The 17,240-nt window shown below is 33.3% G+C and carries 16 protein-coding genes; 3 read left to right on the plus strand and 13 right to left on the minus strand.

Features of this window, described 5'->3' with window-relative positions; genetic code table 11:
- The first annotated feature begins 42 nt into the window (after nucleotides 1-42).
- The 3 genes from F564_RS0100705 (at nucleotide 43) to F564_RS20485 (ending at nucleotide 2,555) form a co-directional block, all read left to right on the plus strand.
- Nucleotides 43-399 carry a four helix bundle protein gene (locus tag F564_RS0100705; RefSeq protein ID WP_028120901.1) on the plus strand — a complete coding sequence of 119 codons (357 nt, stop codon included), beginning with the start codon at nucleotides 43-45 and terminating at the stop codon, nucleotides 397-399.
- Between the two features lie 129 nt (nucleotides 400-528).
- Nucleotides 529-2,151 carry a chaperonin GroEL gene (groL, locus tag F564_RS0100710; protein ID WP_028120902.1) on the plus strand — a complete coding sequence of 541 codons (1,623 nt, stop codon included), beginning with the start codon at nucleotides 529-531 and terminating at the stop codon, nucleotides 2,149-2,151.
- Between the two features lie 254 nt (nucleotides 2,152-2,405).
- Entirely contained in the window at nucleotides 2,406-2,555 is a 150-nt protein-coding gene (locus F564_RS20485; protein ID WP_154656770.1) for a hypothetical protein, read from the plus strand.
- Nucleotides 2,556-2,812: 257 nt separating this feature from the next.
- Here the strand turns inward: F564_RS20485 and F564_RS0100720 are convergent, their stop codons facing one another.
- The 13 genes from F564_RS0100720 to F564_RS0100780 all read right to left on the minus strand — a co-directional run bounded on the left by F564_RS0100720 (nucleotide 2,813) and on the right by F564_RS0100780 (nucleotide 17,222).
- Nucleotides 2,813-3,181 carry a septal ring lytic transglycosylase RlpA family protein gene (locus tag F564_RS0100720; RefSeq protein ID WP_028120903.1) on the minus strand — a complete coding sequence of 123 codons (369 nt, stop codon included), beginning with the start codon at nucleotides 3,179-3,181 and terminating at the stop codon, nucleotides 2,813-2,815.
- Between the two features lie 516 nt (nucleotides 3,182-3,697).
- Nucleotides 3,698-4,999: a 30S ribosomal protein S12 methylthiotransferase RimO gene (gene rimO, locus F564_RS0100725; RefSeq protein ID WP_028120904.1), complete on the minus strand. Its 1,302-nt coding sequence runs from the start codon at nucleotides 4,997-4,999 to the stop codon at nucleotides 3,698-3,700.
- 92 nt (nucleotides 5,000-5,091) lie between these two features.
- Nucleotides 5,092-6,483 (minus strand): exopolysaccharide biosynthesis polyprenyl glycosylphosphotransferase, encoded by a 1,392-nt coding sequence (locus F564_RS18475; RefSeq protein WP_051259510.1) that lies wholly within the window; start codon nucleotides 6,481-6,483, stop codon nucleotides 5,092-5,094.
- A 124-nt stretch (nucleotides 6,484-6,607) separates the two neighbouring features.
- Nucleotides 6,608-7,153: a dTDP-4-dehydrorhamnose 3,5-epimerase gene (gene rfbC / locus F564_RS0100735; protein WP_028120905.1), complete on the minus strand. Its 546-nt coding sequence runs from the start codon at nucleotides 7,151-7,153 to the stop codon at nucleotides 6,608-6,610.
- The gene (locus F564_RS0100740) at nucleotides 7,150-7,608 is read right to left on the minus strand and encodes an adenylyltransferase/cytidyltransferase family protein (RefSeq protein ID WP_028120906.1); all 459 of its coding nucleotides are present in this window, start codon (nucleotides 7,606-7,608) and stop codon (nucleotides 7,150-7,152) included. The genes rfbC and F564_RS0100740 overlap by 4 nt, the downstream gene beginning before the upstream one ends.
- 58 nt (nucleotides 7,609-7,666) lie before the next feature.
- Nucleotides 7,667-8,770, minus strand: coding sequence for a glycosyltransferase (locus tag F564_RS0100745; RefSeq protein ID WP_051259511.1), 1,104 nt, complete (start codon nucleotides 8,768-8,770; stop codon nucleotides 7,667-7,669).
- A gap of 74 nt (nucleotides 8,771-8,844) precedes the next feature.
- A complete protein-coding gene (locus tag F564_RS0100750) occupies nucleotides 8,845-10,053 on the minus strand; it encodes a GH39 family glycosyl hydrolase (protein ID WP_161625922.1) in 1,209 nt (402 codons plus the stop codon).
- Nucleotides 10,054-10,193: 140 nt separating this feature from the next.
- On the minus strand, nucleotides 10,194-11,261 hold the full coding sequence (locus tag F564_RS0100755; protein WP_028120909.1) for a glycosyltransferase family 4 protein: 1,068 nt from the start codon (nucleotides 11,259-11,261) through the stop codon (nucleotides 10,194-10,196).
- A gap of 18 nt (nucleotides 11,262-11,279) precedes the next feature.
- Entirely contained in the window at nucleotides 11,280-12,464 is a 1,185-nt protein-coding gene (locus F564_RS0100760; protein WP_028120910.1) for an O-antigen ligase family protein, read from the minus strand.
- A 76-nt stretch (nucleotides 12,465-12,540) separates the two neighbouring features.
- Nucleotides 12,541-13,635 (minus strand): glycosyltransferase family 4 protein, encoded by a 1,095-nt coding sequence (locus tag F564_RS0100765; protein ID WP_028120911.1) that lies wholly within the window; start codon nucleotides 13,633-13,635, stop codon nucleotides 12,541-12,543.
- 26 nt (nucleotides 13,636-13,661) lie between these two features.
- The gene (locus F564_RS0100770) at nucleotides 13,662-14,894 is read right to left on the minus strand and encodes a glycosyltransferase family protein (RefSeq protein WP_028120912.1); all 1,233 of its coding nucleotides are present in this window, start codon (nucleotides 14,892-14,894) and stop codon (nucleotides 13,662-13,664) included.
- Complete coding sequence (locus F564_RS0100775) at nucleotides 14,895-15,764, minus strand: glycosyltransferase family protein (RefSeq protein WP_028120913.1); 870 nt, start codon at nucleotides 15,762-15,764, stop codon at nucleotides 14,895-14,897.
- Between the two features lie 15 nt (nucleotides 15,765-15,779).
- Nucleotides 15,780-17,222, minus strand: a complete 1,443-nt coding sequence (locus tag F564_RS0100780) for an MATE family efflux transporter (protein WP_028120914.1) — start codon at nucleotides 17,220-17,222, stop codon at nucleotides 15,780-15,782.
- Nucleotides 17,223-17,240: the final 18 nt, after the last annotated feature.

Here is a 17,240-nt window from a genome sequence, read left to right on the forward strand (position 1 = left end):
TTTTAGCTTCTGGCTGTTGGCTTTTTGCATTGAAAATAAGCAATGAGAGATTTCAAAAAATTTGAAGTTTGGCAACTCAGCCATCAATTGACTTTAAAAATTTATACTTCAACTAAAAGTTTTCCTAAAGAAGAACTATTTGGATTGACCTCTCAAATTAGAAGATCATTGGCTTCCATTGGTTATAATATTTCTGAGGGAAGTGGAAGAAATTCTGATAAAGAATTTGCTAATTTTATCAACATTGCATTAGGCTCATCAAACGAAGCTGAAAGCCAATTAATTCTTGCTAAAGATTTGAACTACATTAAAGAAAGTGATTATCAAAATATTTTAGAAGAATTAATTATATTAAAAAAGAAGCTTGTAACACTTTGGAACAGGCTAAACGGAAAATAGCTTTTAGCATTTAGCTAATTGCTTTTAAAATTAAATAAACCAGCCAAACGCTGTAAATTAAACATTAAAATAAAAATCGCGAATTGCTAAAGCCAAAAGCCAAAAGCAAATCGCCAAAAGCAAAATAATATGGCAAAAGAAATTAAATTCGATATTGAATCAAGAGACGCTTTGAAAAGAGGTGTTGACGCATTAGCAAATGCAGTTAAAGTAACTTTAGGACCAAAAGGTAGAAATGTTGTCATCGAAAAATCTTTCGGTGCACCACACGTTACCAAAGATGGTGTAACGGTTGCAAAAGAAATCGAACTGGAAGACAGAGTAGAAAATATGGGAGCGCAGATGGTAAAAGAAGTGGCTTCTAAAACCAATGATATCGCCGGAGATGGTACAACTACCGCTACCGTTCTTGCTCAGGCTATCGTAAGAGAAGGTCTTAAAAACGTTGCTGCAGGTGCAAACCCAATGGACTTAAAAAGAGGAATCGACAAAGCTGTTTTGGCAGTGGTTGAAAATCTGAAATCTCAGTCTCAGGAAGTGGGAAACAACTCAGAAAAAATCAAACAAGTAGCTTCTATCTCTGCTAACAATGACGATACCATTGGATCATTGATTGCTGAAGCTTTTGGAAAAGTAGGAAAAGAAGGTGTCATCACTGTAGAAGAAGCAAAAGGAACGGATACAACTGTAGACGTTGTAGAAGGAATGCAGTTTGACAGAGGCTTCCAGTCTCCATATTTCGTGACTAATCCAGAGAAAATGGTGGTTGAATTGGAAAATCCTTATATCTTATTGGTAGAGAAAAAAATCTCTTCTATGAAAGAATTATTGCCAGTTCTGGAGCCCGTTGCACAAGGTGGAAAATCTCTATTGATTATCTCTGAAGAAGTTGAAGGTGAAGCTTTGGCAACTTTGGTTGTGAACAAATTGAGAGGTTCTCTTAAAATTGCGGCTGTGAAAGCACCAGGATTTGGCGACAGAAGAAAAGCGATGTTGGAAGATATCGCCATCCTGACAGGAGGAACAGTGATCTCTGAAGAAAGAGGTTTCACAATGGAAAACATCACCATCGATATGTTGGGAACTGCTGAGAAAGTGGTGATCGACAAAGACAATACAACACTTGTAAACGGTGGTGGCGAAGAGGCTCAAATCAAAGGAAGAGTTTCTCAGATCAAAGCTCAGATGGAAACCACAACTTCTGATTATGACAGAGAAAAACTTCAGGAGAGATTGGCTAAATTGGCTGGTGGTGTGGCTGTACTTTACGTAGGTGCTGCATCTGAGGTAGAAATGAAAGAGAAAAAAGACAGAGTTGACGATGCATTGCACGCAACCAGAGCTGCCGTAGAAGAAGGCATCGTTGCCGGTGGTGGTGTTGCTTTGGTAAGAGCAGTTGCTGCCCTTAACTTCGAAGGTGCTAATGCTGACGAAACCACAGGGATTAAGATCATCAAAAGAGCTATCGAAGAGCCATTGAGACAAATCGTTACCAATGCTGGTGGTGAAGGCTCTGTAATCGTTGCGAAAGTAGCAGAAGGAACCGGAGATTTCGGTTACAACGCAAAGACTGACGAGTATGTGAATATGCTTGAAGCTGGGATCATAGATCCTACTAAAGTGACAAGAGTTGCTTTGGAAAACGCAGCTTCTGTTTCAGGAATGTTGTTGACAACAGAATGTGTAATCACAGAAGTGAAAAGTAACGAACCTGCAATGCCAATGGGCGGCGGAATGCCAGGAATGATGTAAGAGTCAAAGACCAATAAACTATATAAACCGTTCAGATTTTTCTGAGCGGTTTTTTATTTTTAAAATCAAAAAATTGAGTTTAATCTGTATTTTGAAATTTTGAAATAAAGGCCAATTAATCATAGATGCACAATTTTGATGAACCAATACATATGGGAACTGCTTTTACATTAAATGCATTATAAGATGTCCATTTTGCAGTAATTAAAGAACTCGAGACTGGCGGATCAACCATTGGAGTCAAAAACCTGCAAATGGTTCAATTACAAAAATCAATAGTGGCAATTGGAATGTTTTCTTCATTTGAATCTATACTACAACACAAGCTTGATTGTAAAAATGGATTTGAGGAAGAAGAATCTATCAAAGACATTGGGACACCAAAAGATGATTCCGAAAGTTAATATTTGATTTAGAACCTAATAACGCCGACGAAAAGCTGATGAAGATCATCTCAGAACATTGCAAAGTCAAATTTGGATATCTGCGCGAAGCTCATTGGCATGCGATTCCGGAAATTACGTGATCTGTATCTTCAAAAAAATTACGGCGTTTATCAAATCCTTAGATTACCGAAAATCCCTTGACATAAACTACGCTTATTATATAACAAAAGCCACCCGAATCCGGATGGCTTTTAAACTTTAAAATAAGTTGAATCTTAGTCGATAATTTCGTATTCGATGGCAATGGTACCTTTTCTGGTGTCGCCTATCGAATCAAATGCAGCTTTCGAGAGATCAAAGGCTCTGGATGAGTGGTATGGTCCTCTGTCGTTAACTCTAACTACAACACTTTTCCCAGAGATCAAGTTAGTAACTTTTACTTCTGTCCCAAAAGGAAGTGTTTTATTAGCAGCGGTAAATTCTTTGTTACTGAAAATTTCTCCGCTTGCTGTTTTCCTACCATTAAACTTATCGTGGTAGAACGATGCAAAACTTGTTTTAGCATCTGTGGCATTGTTCTTGAAAGAATAAATACCAAGTGTGGAAATCATCATTATGATTACAAGAAGAATTCTTTTTATCATGTTGAATTTTTATTGGTTTTGACTCTGCAAAGATATCAGTAATGACTTTCCGAACCTCATTTTTGACCTGATCTCCCCTCTATTCTGCTCCAATCGTGATGTTGAAGCGCTACAACCACTTACTATAAGGACATTACAAAGGTTGTTAAAAAGTGTTAATTTAATATGAATTTTGTTAATTAATTACACCATTCAGACAACAGTTCAAACCAACAAATACCTGATAAACAGCGCATTAAACTGATATCTAATTTTTAATAAATTCAATATTATGTAAAACTGATCATTTTTTAGCTAAAATAAATTAACAATTAATCACAATACTGATCATTATATATTAAAAAATGATTAAATAATACGGAATCGATAAAATTATAAATAAAAGTACGATACGAAGTCTTAATTATATCACAAGACGCTAGAAATCAAATACTTAAATCAATTCTGAAAAAAATTTAACAAAATTCATAAAAAAAGCCTTCAAAAATGAAGGCTTTATATTGTTCAAAATGGTAATTATACCAATTCTCCTATCAGATCATAATCTTCTGCGGAGGTAATTCTCACGTCTGCAAACTCGCCAATAGAGATGTAAGTGTCTTTTGCAGGAACCAAAACCGTATTATCGACGTCCGGAGAATCATACTCTGTTCTGCCTACGAAGTAATCGCCTTCTTTCCTGTCAAAGATACACCTGAACACCTTACCGATCTTTTCCTGGTTTTTCTCCCAAGAGATCTGCTGCTGGATTTCCATGATTTGCTCTACCCTGCTTTGTTTCACTTCATCAGAAATAATATCCTCCAAAACATATGCGGTCGTATTTTCTTCGTGAGAATAAGTGAAACAACCTAGACGATCGAATCTCTGATCTCTTACCCATTGTTTCAATTCTTCGAATTTCTCGTCCGTCTCACCTGGGAAACCTACGATCAATGTGGTTCTGATTGCCATATCCGGCACTTTCTCACGGAACTTATCAAGGAGTGCATTGGTCTTTTCAAAAGTTGTGCCCCGTTTCATCGCTTTCAATAACTCTGTATTGATGTGCTGCAGAGGAATATCGATGTAATTACAGATCTTCGGTTCGTTTCTGATAATATCGAGTACATCTTCCGGGAAACCTGTAGGGAAAGCATAATGAAGCCTGATCCACTCTATCCCTTCCACTTTTATCAATTCCTGAAGTAATTCTCCTAAAGCTCTTTTCTTATAGATATCCAAACCGTAGAAGGTAAGGTCCTGAGCAATCAGGATCAATTCTTTGACCCCTTTTTTCGCCAGTTTTTGAGTTTCGATGATCAATTTCTCAATAGGTGTAGAAATGTGATTTCCTCTCATCAACGGGATTGCACAGAAAGAACAAGGGCGGTCACAGCCTTCTGATATTTTGAGATAAGCGTAATGCTTCGGTGTTGTCGTAAGCCTCTCGCCTACCAACTCGTGTTTGTAATCTGCACCAAGATGCTTCAGCAAAATAGGCAGATCACGGGTTCCGAAGTATTGGTCTACATCGGGAATCTCGCGGATCAAATCCGGTTTGTATCTTTCGGAAAGACAGCCAGTCACAAAAACCTTTTCTACCAGACCCTGATTCTTCAGGTCTACATATTCCAGAATCGTATTGATGCTTTCTTCTTTTGCGTTATCTATGAATCCGCAGGTATTGATCACCACAATATCTCCTTTTTCTTCGTGTACCACATTTTTTCCGTTGGCTTCCAGCTGGCCCATCAAGACTTCTGAGTCGTAGACGTTTTTGGAACATCCAAGAGTGACGATATTTATTTTTTTCTTACCTGTTGATTTCGTACGCATTTATAAAAATTTGAAGTTGCAAATTTAGTGATAAAAAAAAGAACCAAAATTTGGTTCTTTCTATTTAGATTATTTTTAAACAAGTTGATACTTTAATAAGCCTGCTCGTCTCCTTTGATGATATTATAAAAGGTCAAAAAAACAATTTTAAGATCTAGAAAAAATGACCAGTTCTGGATATACCAAATATCTTTTTCTATTCTTTTTTCCATGTCTTTGTCAGAGAATATCTCGCCACGAGAACCCATGACCTGTGCCCAGCCAGTAATTCCAGGCTTGACAATATGTCTCAGCATATATTTTTTTGTAATCTTGGAATATTGATCAGTCTGTGACAGCATATGTGGCCTTGGTCCTACGATAGACATATTCCCCATTAAAACATTGATAAACTGTGGCAATTCATCTATGCTCGTTTTTCTGATAAACTTACCAAATTTTGTAATCCTGCTATCTCCTTTTTTGGCCATCACGATATCAGAATGACTGTTGATTGCCATACTTCTAAATTTGATACATTTAAAAGGTTCATTTTTAATACCTGATCTCTTTTGCAGAAAGAAAACAGAACCCTTACTTTCTATTTTGATAATAAGAGCCACGATTGGAATAAGCCACGACAGGATAAAAATAATAACAAACAGTGAAAAAACGACATCAAACAATCTTTTTACAAATTGATTTTCCGCATTGGTTAACGGCTCTTTCATTAATTTTAAAAAAGGCACTCCTTGAATGACATCAAAAGAATGTGGCCCCATATTAATATACTTAAAATCCGGAACGATATATATTCTGATCATTTTATGTTCTGCCACATGAACGATCTCATTATACAATTCTTCGTCTATTGAATCGTCGCAAAGAATGATATTGTCTATTTTTTCATTTTCAAGATCTTCAAGAAGAGCATTGATATCACCCAGATATTTCCCTTTTTCAGTGGCACTTTCAATGGAATAAAATCCTCTAATTCCCATAGATGATCGTATCTCCTCGTTGGATAAAATGGTTGTTGAAAAATTATTCTTTCCTATTAAAATGGTATTGACGGAAGTGATTTTTCTGCTGATTTTTATCCTGTATTTTTTACGGATCAGAAATATGACTATTCTTCCCAAAACCATCATAGAGGTTACCAAAAGCAGATACTTCACGGTAAACCAAATACTTATTGATTTGGAATAAATCAGTGTATTGTAAAAGAAAAAGAATACAATAAATATAGAAAGGGCTTTGAATAAGGAGCTGAAGTGTTTTGCAGAATCTTTATAATAAGAATCCGCATACAACTTCACTAATTTGGAAATGATATACCAGGAAAAATTGAGGATCAATAACTGAGTCTTGTAATCTGGCTTAATAACAGAAATTTCTGAGGGACTAATAAGAAAATTGATCCCTAATAGAAAGAATAAATTGATAACGATATAATCCCCAAATACAAGATATTTGGTTAATTTTTTCAAGAAATAAAGCGGCATATTCTAAAACATCAAGTATTGATTTTTAATTTCATCAGTTACATTCGATATTTACAAAAAATCGCAAATGGCAGTTTCAAATATAACATTTATTTAAAGATAGTAAATTACAATTTTAAATAAATTAAAAATTATGCTCAGAAAACTTAGAAAGTATCGCGTCTTTATCTGATAAAATTACATCTTCCAATGGAAGTCTCCAGTCAATATTAATTTGTTCATCGTTCCAGAGCACACCTCCTTCTGATTCTTTATTATAAAAGTTGTCACATTTGTATGCAAAGACTGCTGTTTCACTTAAAACAGAAAAACCATGTCCGAAACCTCGTGGAACATAGAGTTGAAGTTTATTTTCCGGTGTCAGTTCTATTCCAAACCATTTACCAAAAGTTGGAGATTCTTCCCGGAGATCTACTGCGACGTCAAAGACTTTGCCCTCCAGACAAGAGACCAATTTTGCCTGTGCATGCTCACCCTTCTGAAGGTGAAGACCTCTCAACACACCATAGGATGATTTTGAAATATTGTCCTGTACAAAATGGCCATTGAGACCTGTAGCCTCTTCAAATCTCTTCTCATTATATTTTTCAAAGAAAAAACCTCTATCGTCTTCAAATACGGTTGGCTCTATAATGTAACAATCCTTAAGTGGCGTTTCTTTTACTTTCATACGATCTGTTTTCCTAAAGTTGAATCTATCTTTTTTAATTCCTGCTCAAACACAGACTTTTTCAGTGCAGAACTGGAGAATCTATGATCCCTCTTGTTGTAAAAAATGTCAATTCCTTTTTCTTCGCAATATGCTTTGCCCGTAAAATTCTTATCCTTGTAATCACTGCCGATAATACGCACATCCACTACGAAAGACTGCAAAATATCCATAAGATCCTCCTCTGTATTGTAAGGAATAATCTCATCCACATCTTTACAAGCTTTTAGCTGAATATAGCGCTCTACAATGGTTTGTGTAGGTTTATTTTTATTGGGGCGATCAAATGTCGGATCCAGTTGGAGACCAACTATCAGGTAATCACAGACAGTTTTGGCTTCTTCCAGCATCTTGATATGACCTGCATGAAGCAAATCAAAAGAAGAAAAGGTAATTCCAACTTTTTGTGTTTTCATAAGTTTTAGTTTATGACTACAAAAGTAAAGATTATAAATTAAAAAAAAAATTATTTTATCAAAGTTTAAAAGCTTGTAAATAAACGTTTACCAATTCTGTAAAGTTTTTTTGTTTATCATATTCTGTAAAAGCTTTGTTAAAAGAACTGTCTCCTAATTGGGAGATCAACGCTTTGTTTTTAAACAGATTGATCTTCTCTACAGCCTCGTTCAGGTTGTCAAAAACAAAACCATTGTATCCAACTTCTACACAATCTTTGTTACCAATGATATTGCTTACGACCAATGGTTTTCTCATCACCATTGCTTCTATCAAAGCTATTGGAAGCCCTTCCCAAAGAGATACCTGCAGGTAAAGATCTATCTCATTGAGCTTATTCAAAAGATCTTCTCTGGTTTTGACCCAGCCAGTTACTGTGATGTTTTGTGAATCTATCTCGTGCTCTAATTCACCATTACCAATCCAAATAAAGTCTGCATCAGGGATTTGCTTAGCTATTTCATTAAAGAGTTTTGGATTTTTCTGAGGTGTAAGTCTTCCTATTGTCCCTATTGTAAGACGTTTTTTATCAATATTTCTAATCAACTTTTGGGGTAGACCAAAATCTACTCCATTTCTGATTAGAATTGTTTTGGAGATTTTTTTTGCAATTTCATATTCTGTATTCCCAGAAGCTACAGTTGTACCTCCCAGTAGAAAAGGCATCACATTTTCAATGATTTTAAACAGATAAACTTTACTTTTAGAAATATTTTTCTGAATAAACGCATACCCGTGTGGAGAATAGAAAATCTTGTCTTTACTGATTAATCCAAAAACTGCAATTCTTGCCAGAACACCCGATTTGGATGAATGCAGATGCAGAATATCAGGTTTTATTTTTTTCAGTAATGCTCTGGTTTGTTTTATGATTCCAAAATCATTCTTCAAGTCTATCTCTCTCCGCATATCCAATTCGTGAAGGATGATAGACGGATGAATTTCGTGATCGAACATTTCTTTATCAAACTCTACTCTGTTTGGGCTGTATATCAAATGAATTTCTAAGTCAAACGCAGTATCTACCAATGCCAAAAAATTACAAAGATCTTTGACATAAGTATAAACGCCTCCTCCGAATGCTTCTACAAATTGAACGATTTTAATTGTATCTTTCTTCAAGTAAGTATTTTAAATAATTAATTATAAAAAAATGAAAATAACCAATATTACAATTTAACATTGCATCTACTATTTTATTTATGTGATATTACCAGATAATATAAACTTTTTGCTTTTAAATTTTTCAAGCCTATAGTTGTGCTTTTTTTATTGAGTACAATATTACTTTTGAATACCAAAACAGGCTTTTCCAAATAAGCAGATCCTGTGTTTGGAATTTCGTATAATTGAAGAGACTTATTTTTAACTAATTTTAAATCATAAATATTATGAATGCTAAGAGACAAATTACTATAATTCTTGTCACCTAAATTACCAATCAAAGAGCATAAATTATTGTTTTTATCAAAAGATGAAATGGATATCACTTCTTGGTTACTAGTTTTTGAGTCCAATCTCTTTTCCAAACTATCCGCATAATATTTGTAAAACCACCAAGAAGCTCGCGTCTTTCCGGCAGGTGTAAGAATTCCATCCATAGAATTGTTCCAGCAACTATTTTCGCCTTCATTATCCGGATTATCCCAACAAGCCTTACACCCTCCATAAACTTTGCTTTTTTCCAAAGAGTTAATATAAGAGAAAGCAGTCAGAGGATTAAATTGCTCTTCCAATCCTATAATTTCGGGAATATAAATATTTTCAACACCCAGATTTGGATATTTTTTCAGTAATTGTTTTATCTCCTTTATGTTGTCCTGAAGCTTTACAGCATCTTTTTGATTTCCTAAATCATGCCAATTAAGAATATCTAACTGGATATTGTTTTTACTGCAGTAATTTAAAAATGCTTCAATATATTCTTTATCGTAGCTACTGATTGATGGTCCGGTAATCTTTGCATTTTTACCATCCGGCGAATTTCTGAGTGCATCGTGGGCAACTTTGAATGTTTGAAAATATTCCTCTCTAGTTCCTCCCCAAACTTCTTTTAGATTAGGTTCATTCCAAACGTCAAAAACCACCTTATTACCAAGCTCTTTGTAAAGATTACCTGTCATCTGTGCAAATGGTTTCCCATTATCGGATGGCCGAATCCAACCGCCTTTTTCCTTATACCAGTGTTCTTCATCATAGATATCACTTAAAACGATGATTGGAACAATATTGTTTTTTAAAAGGATCGCTACCTGTGCCTTTCTTTTGGGCGTATGTTCTTTCAATTTTGCTCCAAATCTCCAATATTTCGGTTTTAATTCCGAAATATTTTTTTGCAATGGTGCTAATTCATTAAAATGTAAAAATCCAGCAGCAGATTCTACTTTTTTATTTTTGATATTCAAATCCACGACAATCTCTACATTGTTGGAAACTTTCTGACAAAATACAATTAAAATATTACTAAAAAAAAGGATAACAAATATTATGGATTTATTGCTCATATAAACGATTTAATTAATGAGGAAAATTTTGAACTTTGACATTATTTCTTAATTGCTTCCATAAGTTTTCTGAAAGAATTATCCCAATCAAATCTTTTTATATTTTGAAAACCTTGTTCCACAAGCCTATCTTTTTGTTCTGGATTATTATAGAAAAATTTTATCTGCTCGGATAATTCTGCTGTAGAAGTTGGATCAAAATATAAAACAGAATCAGCCAATACTTCAGGCATACTCGCTTTATCTGATGCTATCACAGGGCAACCACAAGCTTGCGCCTCTAATGGTGGAATACCGAAACCCTCATAAAATGAAGGAAATACAAATAGGGAAGCTTTTTGGTAAGTCTCTATTAATTCCTGATCATCTACCCTTCCTAAAAACTGAATTCTCTTCTCCTGTTTCAAATCTTCAATATCAAGCGCTATATTGTTAAAAGATTTGATCTCAGAGCTACCGACAATATATAGATTTACATCCTTCAATTCATCTTTAATATCTTTGAAAGCTTTTATCAGACCTTGAAAATTTTTATGAAAATTTCTAGATGAAACAGCTAAAATATATTTGGGTGCAGAAGGATCTTTTGCTTTTAATGTATTAAACTGCTTTGCGTCAACACCATTATATATTACTACAAATTTATCTTTTGGAATTTTAAAATAATTGGAAACTTCATCTTTCGAAAAGTTGCTTACGGTAATTATCTTTTTAGAATTTTTAAGCATCAGGGGGACAATAAACTTATAGAAGCCAATGAATTTCTTTGAAAAACTTTCGGGACAACGGATGTAGGTAATATCGTGATGTGTAACAATTTGGTTAATATAAAAGCCCGGTGCAGTACTGCAAAGACTTAAGAGCATTGGATAATTATTACGTTTCAAGTATCGCGGGAGCTCAAATTGTTCCCATAAATGACCACCAAAATGACCAATTACTTTTGCATTCAATTCATTAGCCAGATCTGTATGAATAACGCCTTTTGGCGAAACAAATTGAACATCAATATCGGTTTGCTTTTTTAGCCTCTTCGATAGCTCTATTGCGAATCGCTGTACGCCGGTAATCTGCTGCGTCAAAAATCTTGCATTTACAATTAATTTCATTTGTTTGTATTTTTTCCTTTATTCTAATGCATTAAGTGATTTCCATTTATCTATATTCAGAATTGCAACAATAATAAACCAAGTTATGAAAACTGCAGTAGGTTCTTGCAAAATTGGGAACACAGATGAATAACCGAGCCACGGAATCATTAAAAACAAAAGATACTTATTGGTTGTTGTAAAAACGAGGTTTTTAAATAATAGTACAATTAAAAAAATACCCAACAACCCAAAACAAACGATCAGAGACAGCCAAGAATTTTCAAAATCATACCAATCTTCTGCTCTCGGTGAAAAAAATTCTCCAGAAACCCCGAGTATGAAATTTTCTTTTGCTTTGTTGATTCCGTCTAATAGTAATAACATCCGTAACTCATCGGATAGTGTTTCGTTATTATGATTTGCATTTTGTCCTGAAACAAAATTTTTGAAAATCACAATGCCTGCTATCACAAGTACAGCAATAAAATTATTGAGCTTGACTTTATAAAAATTGAATTTTGTATAAAAATAGACACCAACAGTAAGGACTGTTAAAAAAATACCAGCTCTGGTATTACAATAAAAAATAGAAATGAGCATTAATATGACAAAAATGAAACGCGCATATTTTTTGAAATTACCATTAATTAAAACTATAACAGCGATAAACCAGGAGTATTGACTAAACGCCATAGGGCTTACAAATCCAAATCGAGCTCTAGTAATACCTTCTCTTAAGAAAAAAGCGCCAGATCCAGTTTCTTTTTCAGACTCAAAAAACATGGAATCCTGAGTGGGAATTTCATAAAGGAAAACAAATAGAAAGCCTATGATCATAATGAACATGAGGATTCTTAGATCTGTTTTAAATCCTTTGACACTAATGTACCGAAAATAGAGATACAATGGTGGACCCATAAAAAACCAAGTCAAATATTCCATATAGCTATATCCTTGGGATACTTGGAACAAAATGATAAGTGCTATGGCCAAAAAATACCAGATAAAGAATTTATTTTTTATAAATACATTAATACCTAATAAGGTGAAAAATATATACAAACCGTCTTTCCAAAGTGATGTACCAAGAAATTTTGATATCAAAGGGTACATTGGAAAAAAAATAAAATAAAACCGTAACATCAATAGATATATAGTGTTGCAGCGATATTGTGGAACAGCATCAATTACTTCTTCATTTTCTATAGCTATTGAATTCATTAATTATTACTTTACGGAAAATACAGCGATGTAAGATCCAAATTATATTATTTGTTTATAATTGTGTTTTTTTTATTCAATTCTTATTAATAAAATTAATCAGTTTTGATATTTGTATTTTGCTATTTTTACTGGCTTCTCTGTTGATTTCTTTATTAAGATATTTCAACACATTTCTTTTAAAATCATCTGAATTATTAGGATCTATGTAGGTCACCATATCACTGTTAGCAGCAATCTGACCGGCCTCTCTCAACTCACTAATATCAGAGGTAATAACGGGTGTTCCTGATAACAATGCCTCTCTTACAGGAATACCAAATCCTTCGTAAATAGATGGAAAAACAAACAATTTGGCACCAGAATATAAAACAGGAAGATCAGACTCAGCAACATAACCCAAGGCATTTACATTGTCAGAGTACCTATTGAGTAGGGTTTGGATCTCATTATCATTCCAACCTTTGAGGCCTACTATTGCTAATTTTACCTTATTGATTTTCTGCTGATCCAATAATTCTATAAAATTTTTCAAAACAAAAACGAGATTCTTCCTCGGTTCCAGATTCCCGACAAAAAGTATATAATCTTCAGAAATATTATATTTTTTTGTCACCTCATTTATCTCATTGGATGTTCTTAATTTGTAATCCAAAGACACTGGAGGATTTATGATCTCATCTGTTTCCTTTTTAAAATAGAAGAAAAGTTTTTCCGCAGTACCCGAACTATTAGATATTATAAAATCTGCGTTGATAATATCTTTCTTAAAAAAAAGCAAGTGAGTTAAATAATGCATTTTTCCCATTGTTTCCGGGACCAATTTTGCATTGAGGTCATGTACTATTGCTATTTTTTTGACTTTATGAGAAAGCTGTGGGAAAAATCCTGTGGTGGAAATAAAAAAATCTAAATTATCATTTTTTATATCTTTTCCAGCAAAGAGTTTCAACCAAACTTTTCCAGGCATTTTACCTTTGAAACCCAGATAAAACTCTCTCTTTTTAATTGTCTTATCTATAGTTTCAGGTAAACCAATTTTTTTATTAGAATAAGCATAATAACTTGCATCAGGAATTTCCTTTATGATTTCCTCTAATACATTTAAAACATATTTCCCAATACCACTAGGGTTTTCTTGTAAAGGAAATGCATCAAAACCTATTCTCATATTATTAGTATATTATTACAACAAAATTATTTGTCTATTAAAAAATCCTGGCTTTCCAATCTCGTCTTCATTCTTACATATTTTATAAGGAAAAAATAGCGCTTGATGCCAAATACAAAAATAAATAATTTCACTAATGCATTAAAAACTTGGTCTATCCTGGATATATCTGTATTATTTTCTTTCTTGATTCCTAAATTGTAATCTGCTGTATTATCTTTCAAAATCAATCTTTTGGATTTCAAAAGTTGGTAAAATTTATTTTGATTTTCGAATGGGTCAAAAGCTTCCCTATTATTCTCTGAATAAAGTCTGTATAATCTTCTGTGAAGTGGAATGATCACATCTCCATTTTTGTAAGTATTAAAAGAATATTTTAGTTTAGAAAAAAGATCATAATTGTTTCTGTAAACAATCTCAGAATAACTATTGATAATTGGAACAAAAGATGGGAAAACATCTATATTGAATCTCGGATGTCTTCTATTAATTACTGTTTTATTATAAGGATCGAAACCAGAAAAATGAAAGAACAAAAGTGGGAATAATTCTTTAGTTCTAAGGTCTTCGATCACATACTTATTATCGCGAATCTTAAGTTCTCTCTCGTGCAGATTCCAAATTGCAATATTGATTCCCGGATGATGTGAAATTAATAGATCGTTCGGGAAAAAACCAGGCAGGAAGTCTATCCATTTTTGATCAACGTGCAAAGCATCTTCTTTATCAGCATAGCATTTATCAAACAATCTGTTTTGCCACCATTCTACGATTTGATTACCAATTTCATTGTTTTTTATTGCTCCAAATCCCAGATTGTAAATACCTACAAACAGTAGTTCTTCTTCGGTGACCGCACCTGTATAATTGGTCTCAATATGATTATAATGAGGTGTGATAACCATAGAATATTTGTCTAAAGAATCATATATAGGTGCCAAATTATCTGTTACATAAATATCGGGATCTAGATAAATTACTTTTTCATAACCTTGGTCAAATAATTTTTTGAAGCAAAATGGTTTTATAGACGTTGCAAACTCGATCACATTATATTTGAATGCCATATTACACCAATTTGGAATCCAAGAATCATCCAAAGTAACAAGTTCAAATTGTGATACCTCACTTGTTTCTTCATCGGCAAGGAATATAAACATATCCACATCCGGATGATGTTCTAAAACCGAATCTCTCAGTGTGAGTGCCTGAGCAAGATAGTTTTTGGCGCAGATGGTGAAGATAGCGTTAGCGTTCATTTATGAATCGAATTTTGAATTTATGTTGTAATATCCTGATTTATTAATTAAAAAATGATAAAATCCTGTAGCAATTGCCCTTAGCTTCTTTATCTTGTTGTCCTCAGCAATAATAACTTTTATAATCCGGAATAACAGGTGGTCCTTTAACAATGTTATTTTATAACCAGCGGGGAACATAGAAGGATACATTTTCCAGATTTGAAACTGATTTCTTATTATAAAATAAGTTCGGAATGGTGAATAGTTGTTGATTGAAAAACCAAGTTTAGTTTTTTCTATGTAGCCTACTGTATGATTTAATAGTATATCAGAAAATACAATTGTTCCCAAATTGTACTTGTCTTTTACCCTGTAACAGTATTCATAATCCACAGCATCGATAAAAAAATCGTCTTTGAAGTATCCAGTTTTTTGAAAATTACTGATTTTAAATATAGATCCGGAAGTAATAGTATCAGAGACGTTCAAAATTCCAGAATTTACTTCATATAAAGTACGATTACCCTGCAGAGGATTAATCCCAAAAATTCCTACATTCTCAGATGTGGTACTGAGAATCTTTGCTTTGTAATATGTAATCACTCCATCATCAAAATAACTATCCTGATCCATTGTCAGAACGTGTGTGAAATTCGATTTTTCTGCGATCTTAATAGATTCGTTCAAAGCAGTTGCAATGCCAACATTTTTACCATCTCCCGCAATAACAGCCTTGTCAAACTGCTTAATTATCTTTTCGCACTTTTCGGAAATCTCTGAATTTTTCCAGATAATTACACCCTCAGTCTCACTATTAAAAGCCGGAAGCGATTTTAGTAATAAATCATCTTCTGGATGAAATAAAATAATAATTGTACAAAGCCTCATATTATGATCATTGAATTATTGTAATAAATATTTTATTTTTCTCATAATATAAAAAAACATCAGCGCAAAAGTAACGAGATTTACAATTAGGAAATAATAACTATAATCCGGATACAGCCTACATGAAGTTATAAGCAAAATATTAATTATTATAAAAAAAAATGTTCCGAGTTTAATATTATTAAATAATTTCAAAGTGTTTTGGAACTCCAAGGATTTAATGAGATACCAAGATCCAACCATAACAACAATCATCCAAGTAATAACAATTCCATATCCATCAAATAAACTTCCTAATACCCAGCCTAAAATAATATTGATAGTCGCCATAAGTAACTGGGATATGATAATCGGATTTAATTTATTAACTGACAGTAGCGCAAAATATGTTGGTGCTGATAACAAGTTTATGAACATACAAATAGAAACCAGAAGTAGCACGTTGATGAAAATAGATTCTTTGTGTCCTATCCATACCTCGGAAACTATTGGTGAAAGTATATTCAGAAGGGTTAGAGAGAACATTGAAATGAAGAAAACACCGGCAAAACTAAAACTCAAGATAGAGAATGTGGGACTTTCGTCTTTCTCAACACTTTCTTTTACCATTAAGGGCATAAGGCTTTGATTAGCACTTACGATCACACCACGGATTTGCATCACAAGCTTACTTGCCATTTCATAATAACCTGTAAATGCCAAGCCTCCAAATTTTGACATTAGCATCTTTGTTACAGGCTCATTCAATATCCCTGTAATGGACGTCAACTGGAACTTGATACCGTAACTAAAAATCTCTTTAAATATCAGTTTATTCCAATTCCATTTGAATGGATTAAATCTAATCAGCCTTACTGCAAAAATTACACAAAGTGATAGTGATAAAAAAGATTGAAAAACTTGCGCCCATACGACGCCAATTAATCCAAACTTATTCACACTCCAAATTGTAATTCCCAAAAATAAAATAGAAGAAAACGAAAAAATGGAATTTCTAATATAATTCTTTCTAAAACCGTCTAATATTGAGCCGTAAACTCCAGCTAATGAATTAAGCAAAACGCATATCAAAGAAAAAGGCAGTAAATCTCTTGCCAAACTTACAAAGTCTTCCTCAATAATATTTCCTAATAAAAAATAGGCGATTGGCCATATTATTAAACAAATAGGGATAAATATTAAAATATTTAATACAATCCCTGTAAAAATAAGTTGAGGTATTCTTTTTAAATTATTTTTATGCTCATAAAGACTTACAAAACGAACCATAGATGTTGCAATACCAAGGTCTGCAATATTAGCTATAGAAGATGTTGACATGACTACAGACCATACCCCTAGCAACTTGATACCAAGTTTGTCCAATAAGAATCTGTACAAAAAATAGTACATAATTCCTATAAGTGCTACTTGTCCTCCAGAAGTTAAGACATTAATTATTGTTTTTTTATTTTTCATTAATCATTTGTGTTCTCT

It is taken from the genome of Epilithonimonas tenax DSM 16811 (assembly GCF_000428485.1).
GTDB lineage: Bacteria > Bacteroidota > Bacteroidia > Flavobacteriales > Weeksellaceae > Epilithonimonas > Epilithonimonas tenax.

What these genes read in the sequence shown, in the direction of transcription:
- groL (WP_028120902.1), top strand. Translation starts at nt 529, where the DNA reads ATGGCAAAAGAAATTAAATTCGATATTGAATCAAGAGACGCTTTGAAA.
- rimO (WP_028120904.1), bottom strand. Translation starts at nt 4,999, where the DNA reads ATGCGTACGAAATCAACAGGTAAGAAAAAAATAAATATCGTCACTCTT.
- F564_RS0100765 (WP_028120911.1), bottom strand. Translation starts at nt 13,635, where the DNA reads ATGAGAATAGGTTTTGATGCATTTCCTTTACAAGAAAACCCTAGTGGT.
- F564_RS0100720 (WP_028120903.1), bottom strand. Translation starts at nt 3,181, where the DNA reads ATGATAAAAAGAATTCTTCTTGTAATCATAATGATGATTTCCACACTT.
- rfbC (WP_028120905.1), bottom strand. Translation starts at nt 7,153, where the DNA reads ATGAAAGTAAAAGAAACGCCACTTAAGGATTGTTACATTATAGAGCCA.
- F564_RS20485 (WP_154656770.1), top strand. Translation starts at nt 2,406, where the DNA reads ATGGTTCAATTACAAAAATCAATAGTGGCAATTGGAATGTTTTCTTCA.
- F564_RS0100760 (WP_028120910.1), bottom strand. Translation starts at nt 12,464, where the DNA reads ATGAATTCAATAGCTATAGAAAATGAAGAAGTAATTGATGCTGTTCCA.
- F564_RS0100740 (WP_028120906.1), bottom strand. Translation starts at nt 7,608, where the DNA reads ATGAAAACACAAAAAGTTGGAATTACCTTTTCTTCTTTTGATTTGCTT.
- F564_RS18475 (WP_051259510.1), bottom strand. Translation starts at nt 6,483, where the DNA reads ATGCCGCTTTATTTCTTGAAAAAATTAACCAAATATCTTGTATTTGGG.
- F564_RS0100775 (WP_028120913.1), bottom strand. Translation starts at nt 15,764, where the DNA reads ATGAGGCTTTGTACAATTATTATTTTATTTCATCCAGAAGATGATTTA.
- F564_RS0100770 (WP_028120912.1), bottom strand. Translation starts at nt 14,894, where the DNA reads ATGAACGCTAACGCTATCTTCACCATCTGCGCCAAAAACTATCTTGCT.
- F564_RS0100780 (WP_028120914.1), bottom strand. Translation starts at nt 17,222, where the DNA reads ATGAAAAATAAAAAAACAATAATTAATGTCTTAACTTCTGGAGGACAA.
- F564_RS0100755 (WP_028120909.1), bottom strand. Translation starts at nt 11,261, where the DNA reads ATGAAATTAATTGTAAATGCAAGATTTTTGACGCAGCAGATTACCGGC.
- F564_RS0100705 (WP_028120901.1), top strand. Translation starts at nt 43, where the DNA reads ATGAGAGATTTCAAAAAATTTGAAGTTTGGCAACTCAGCCATCAATTG.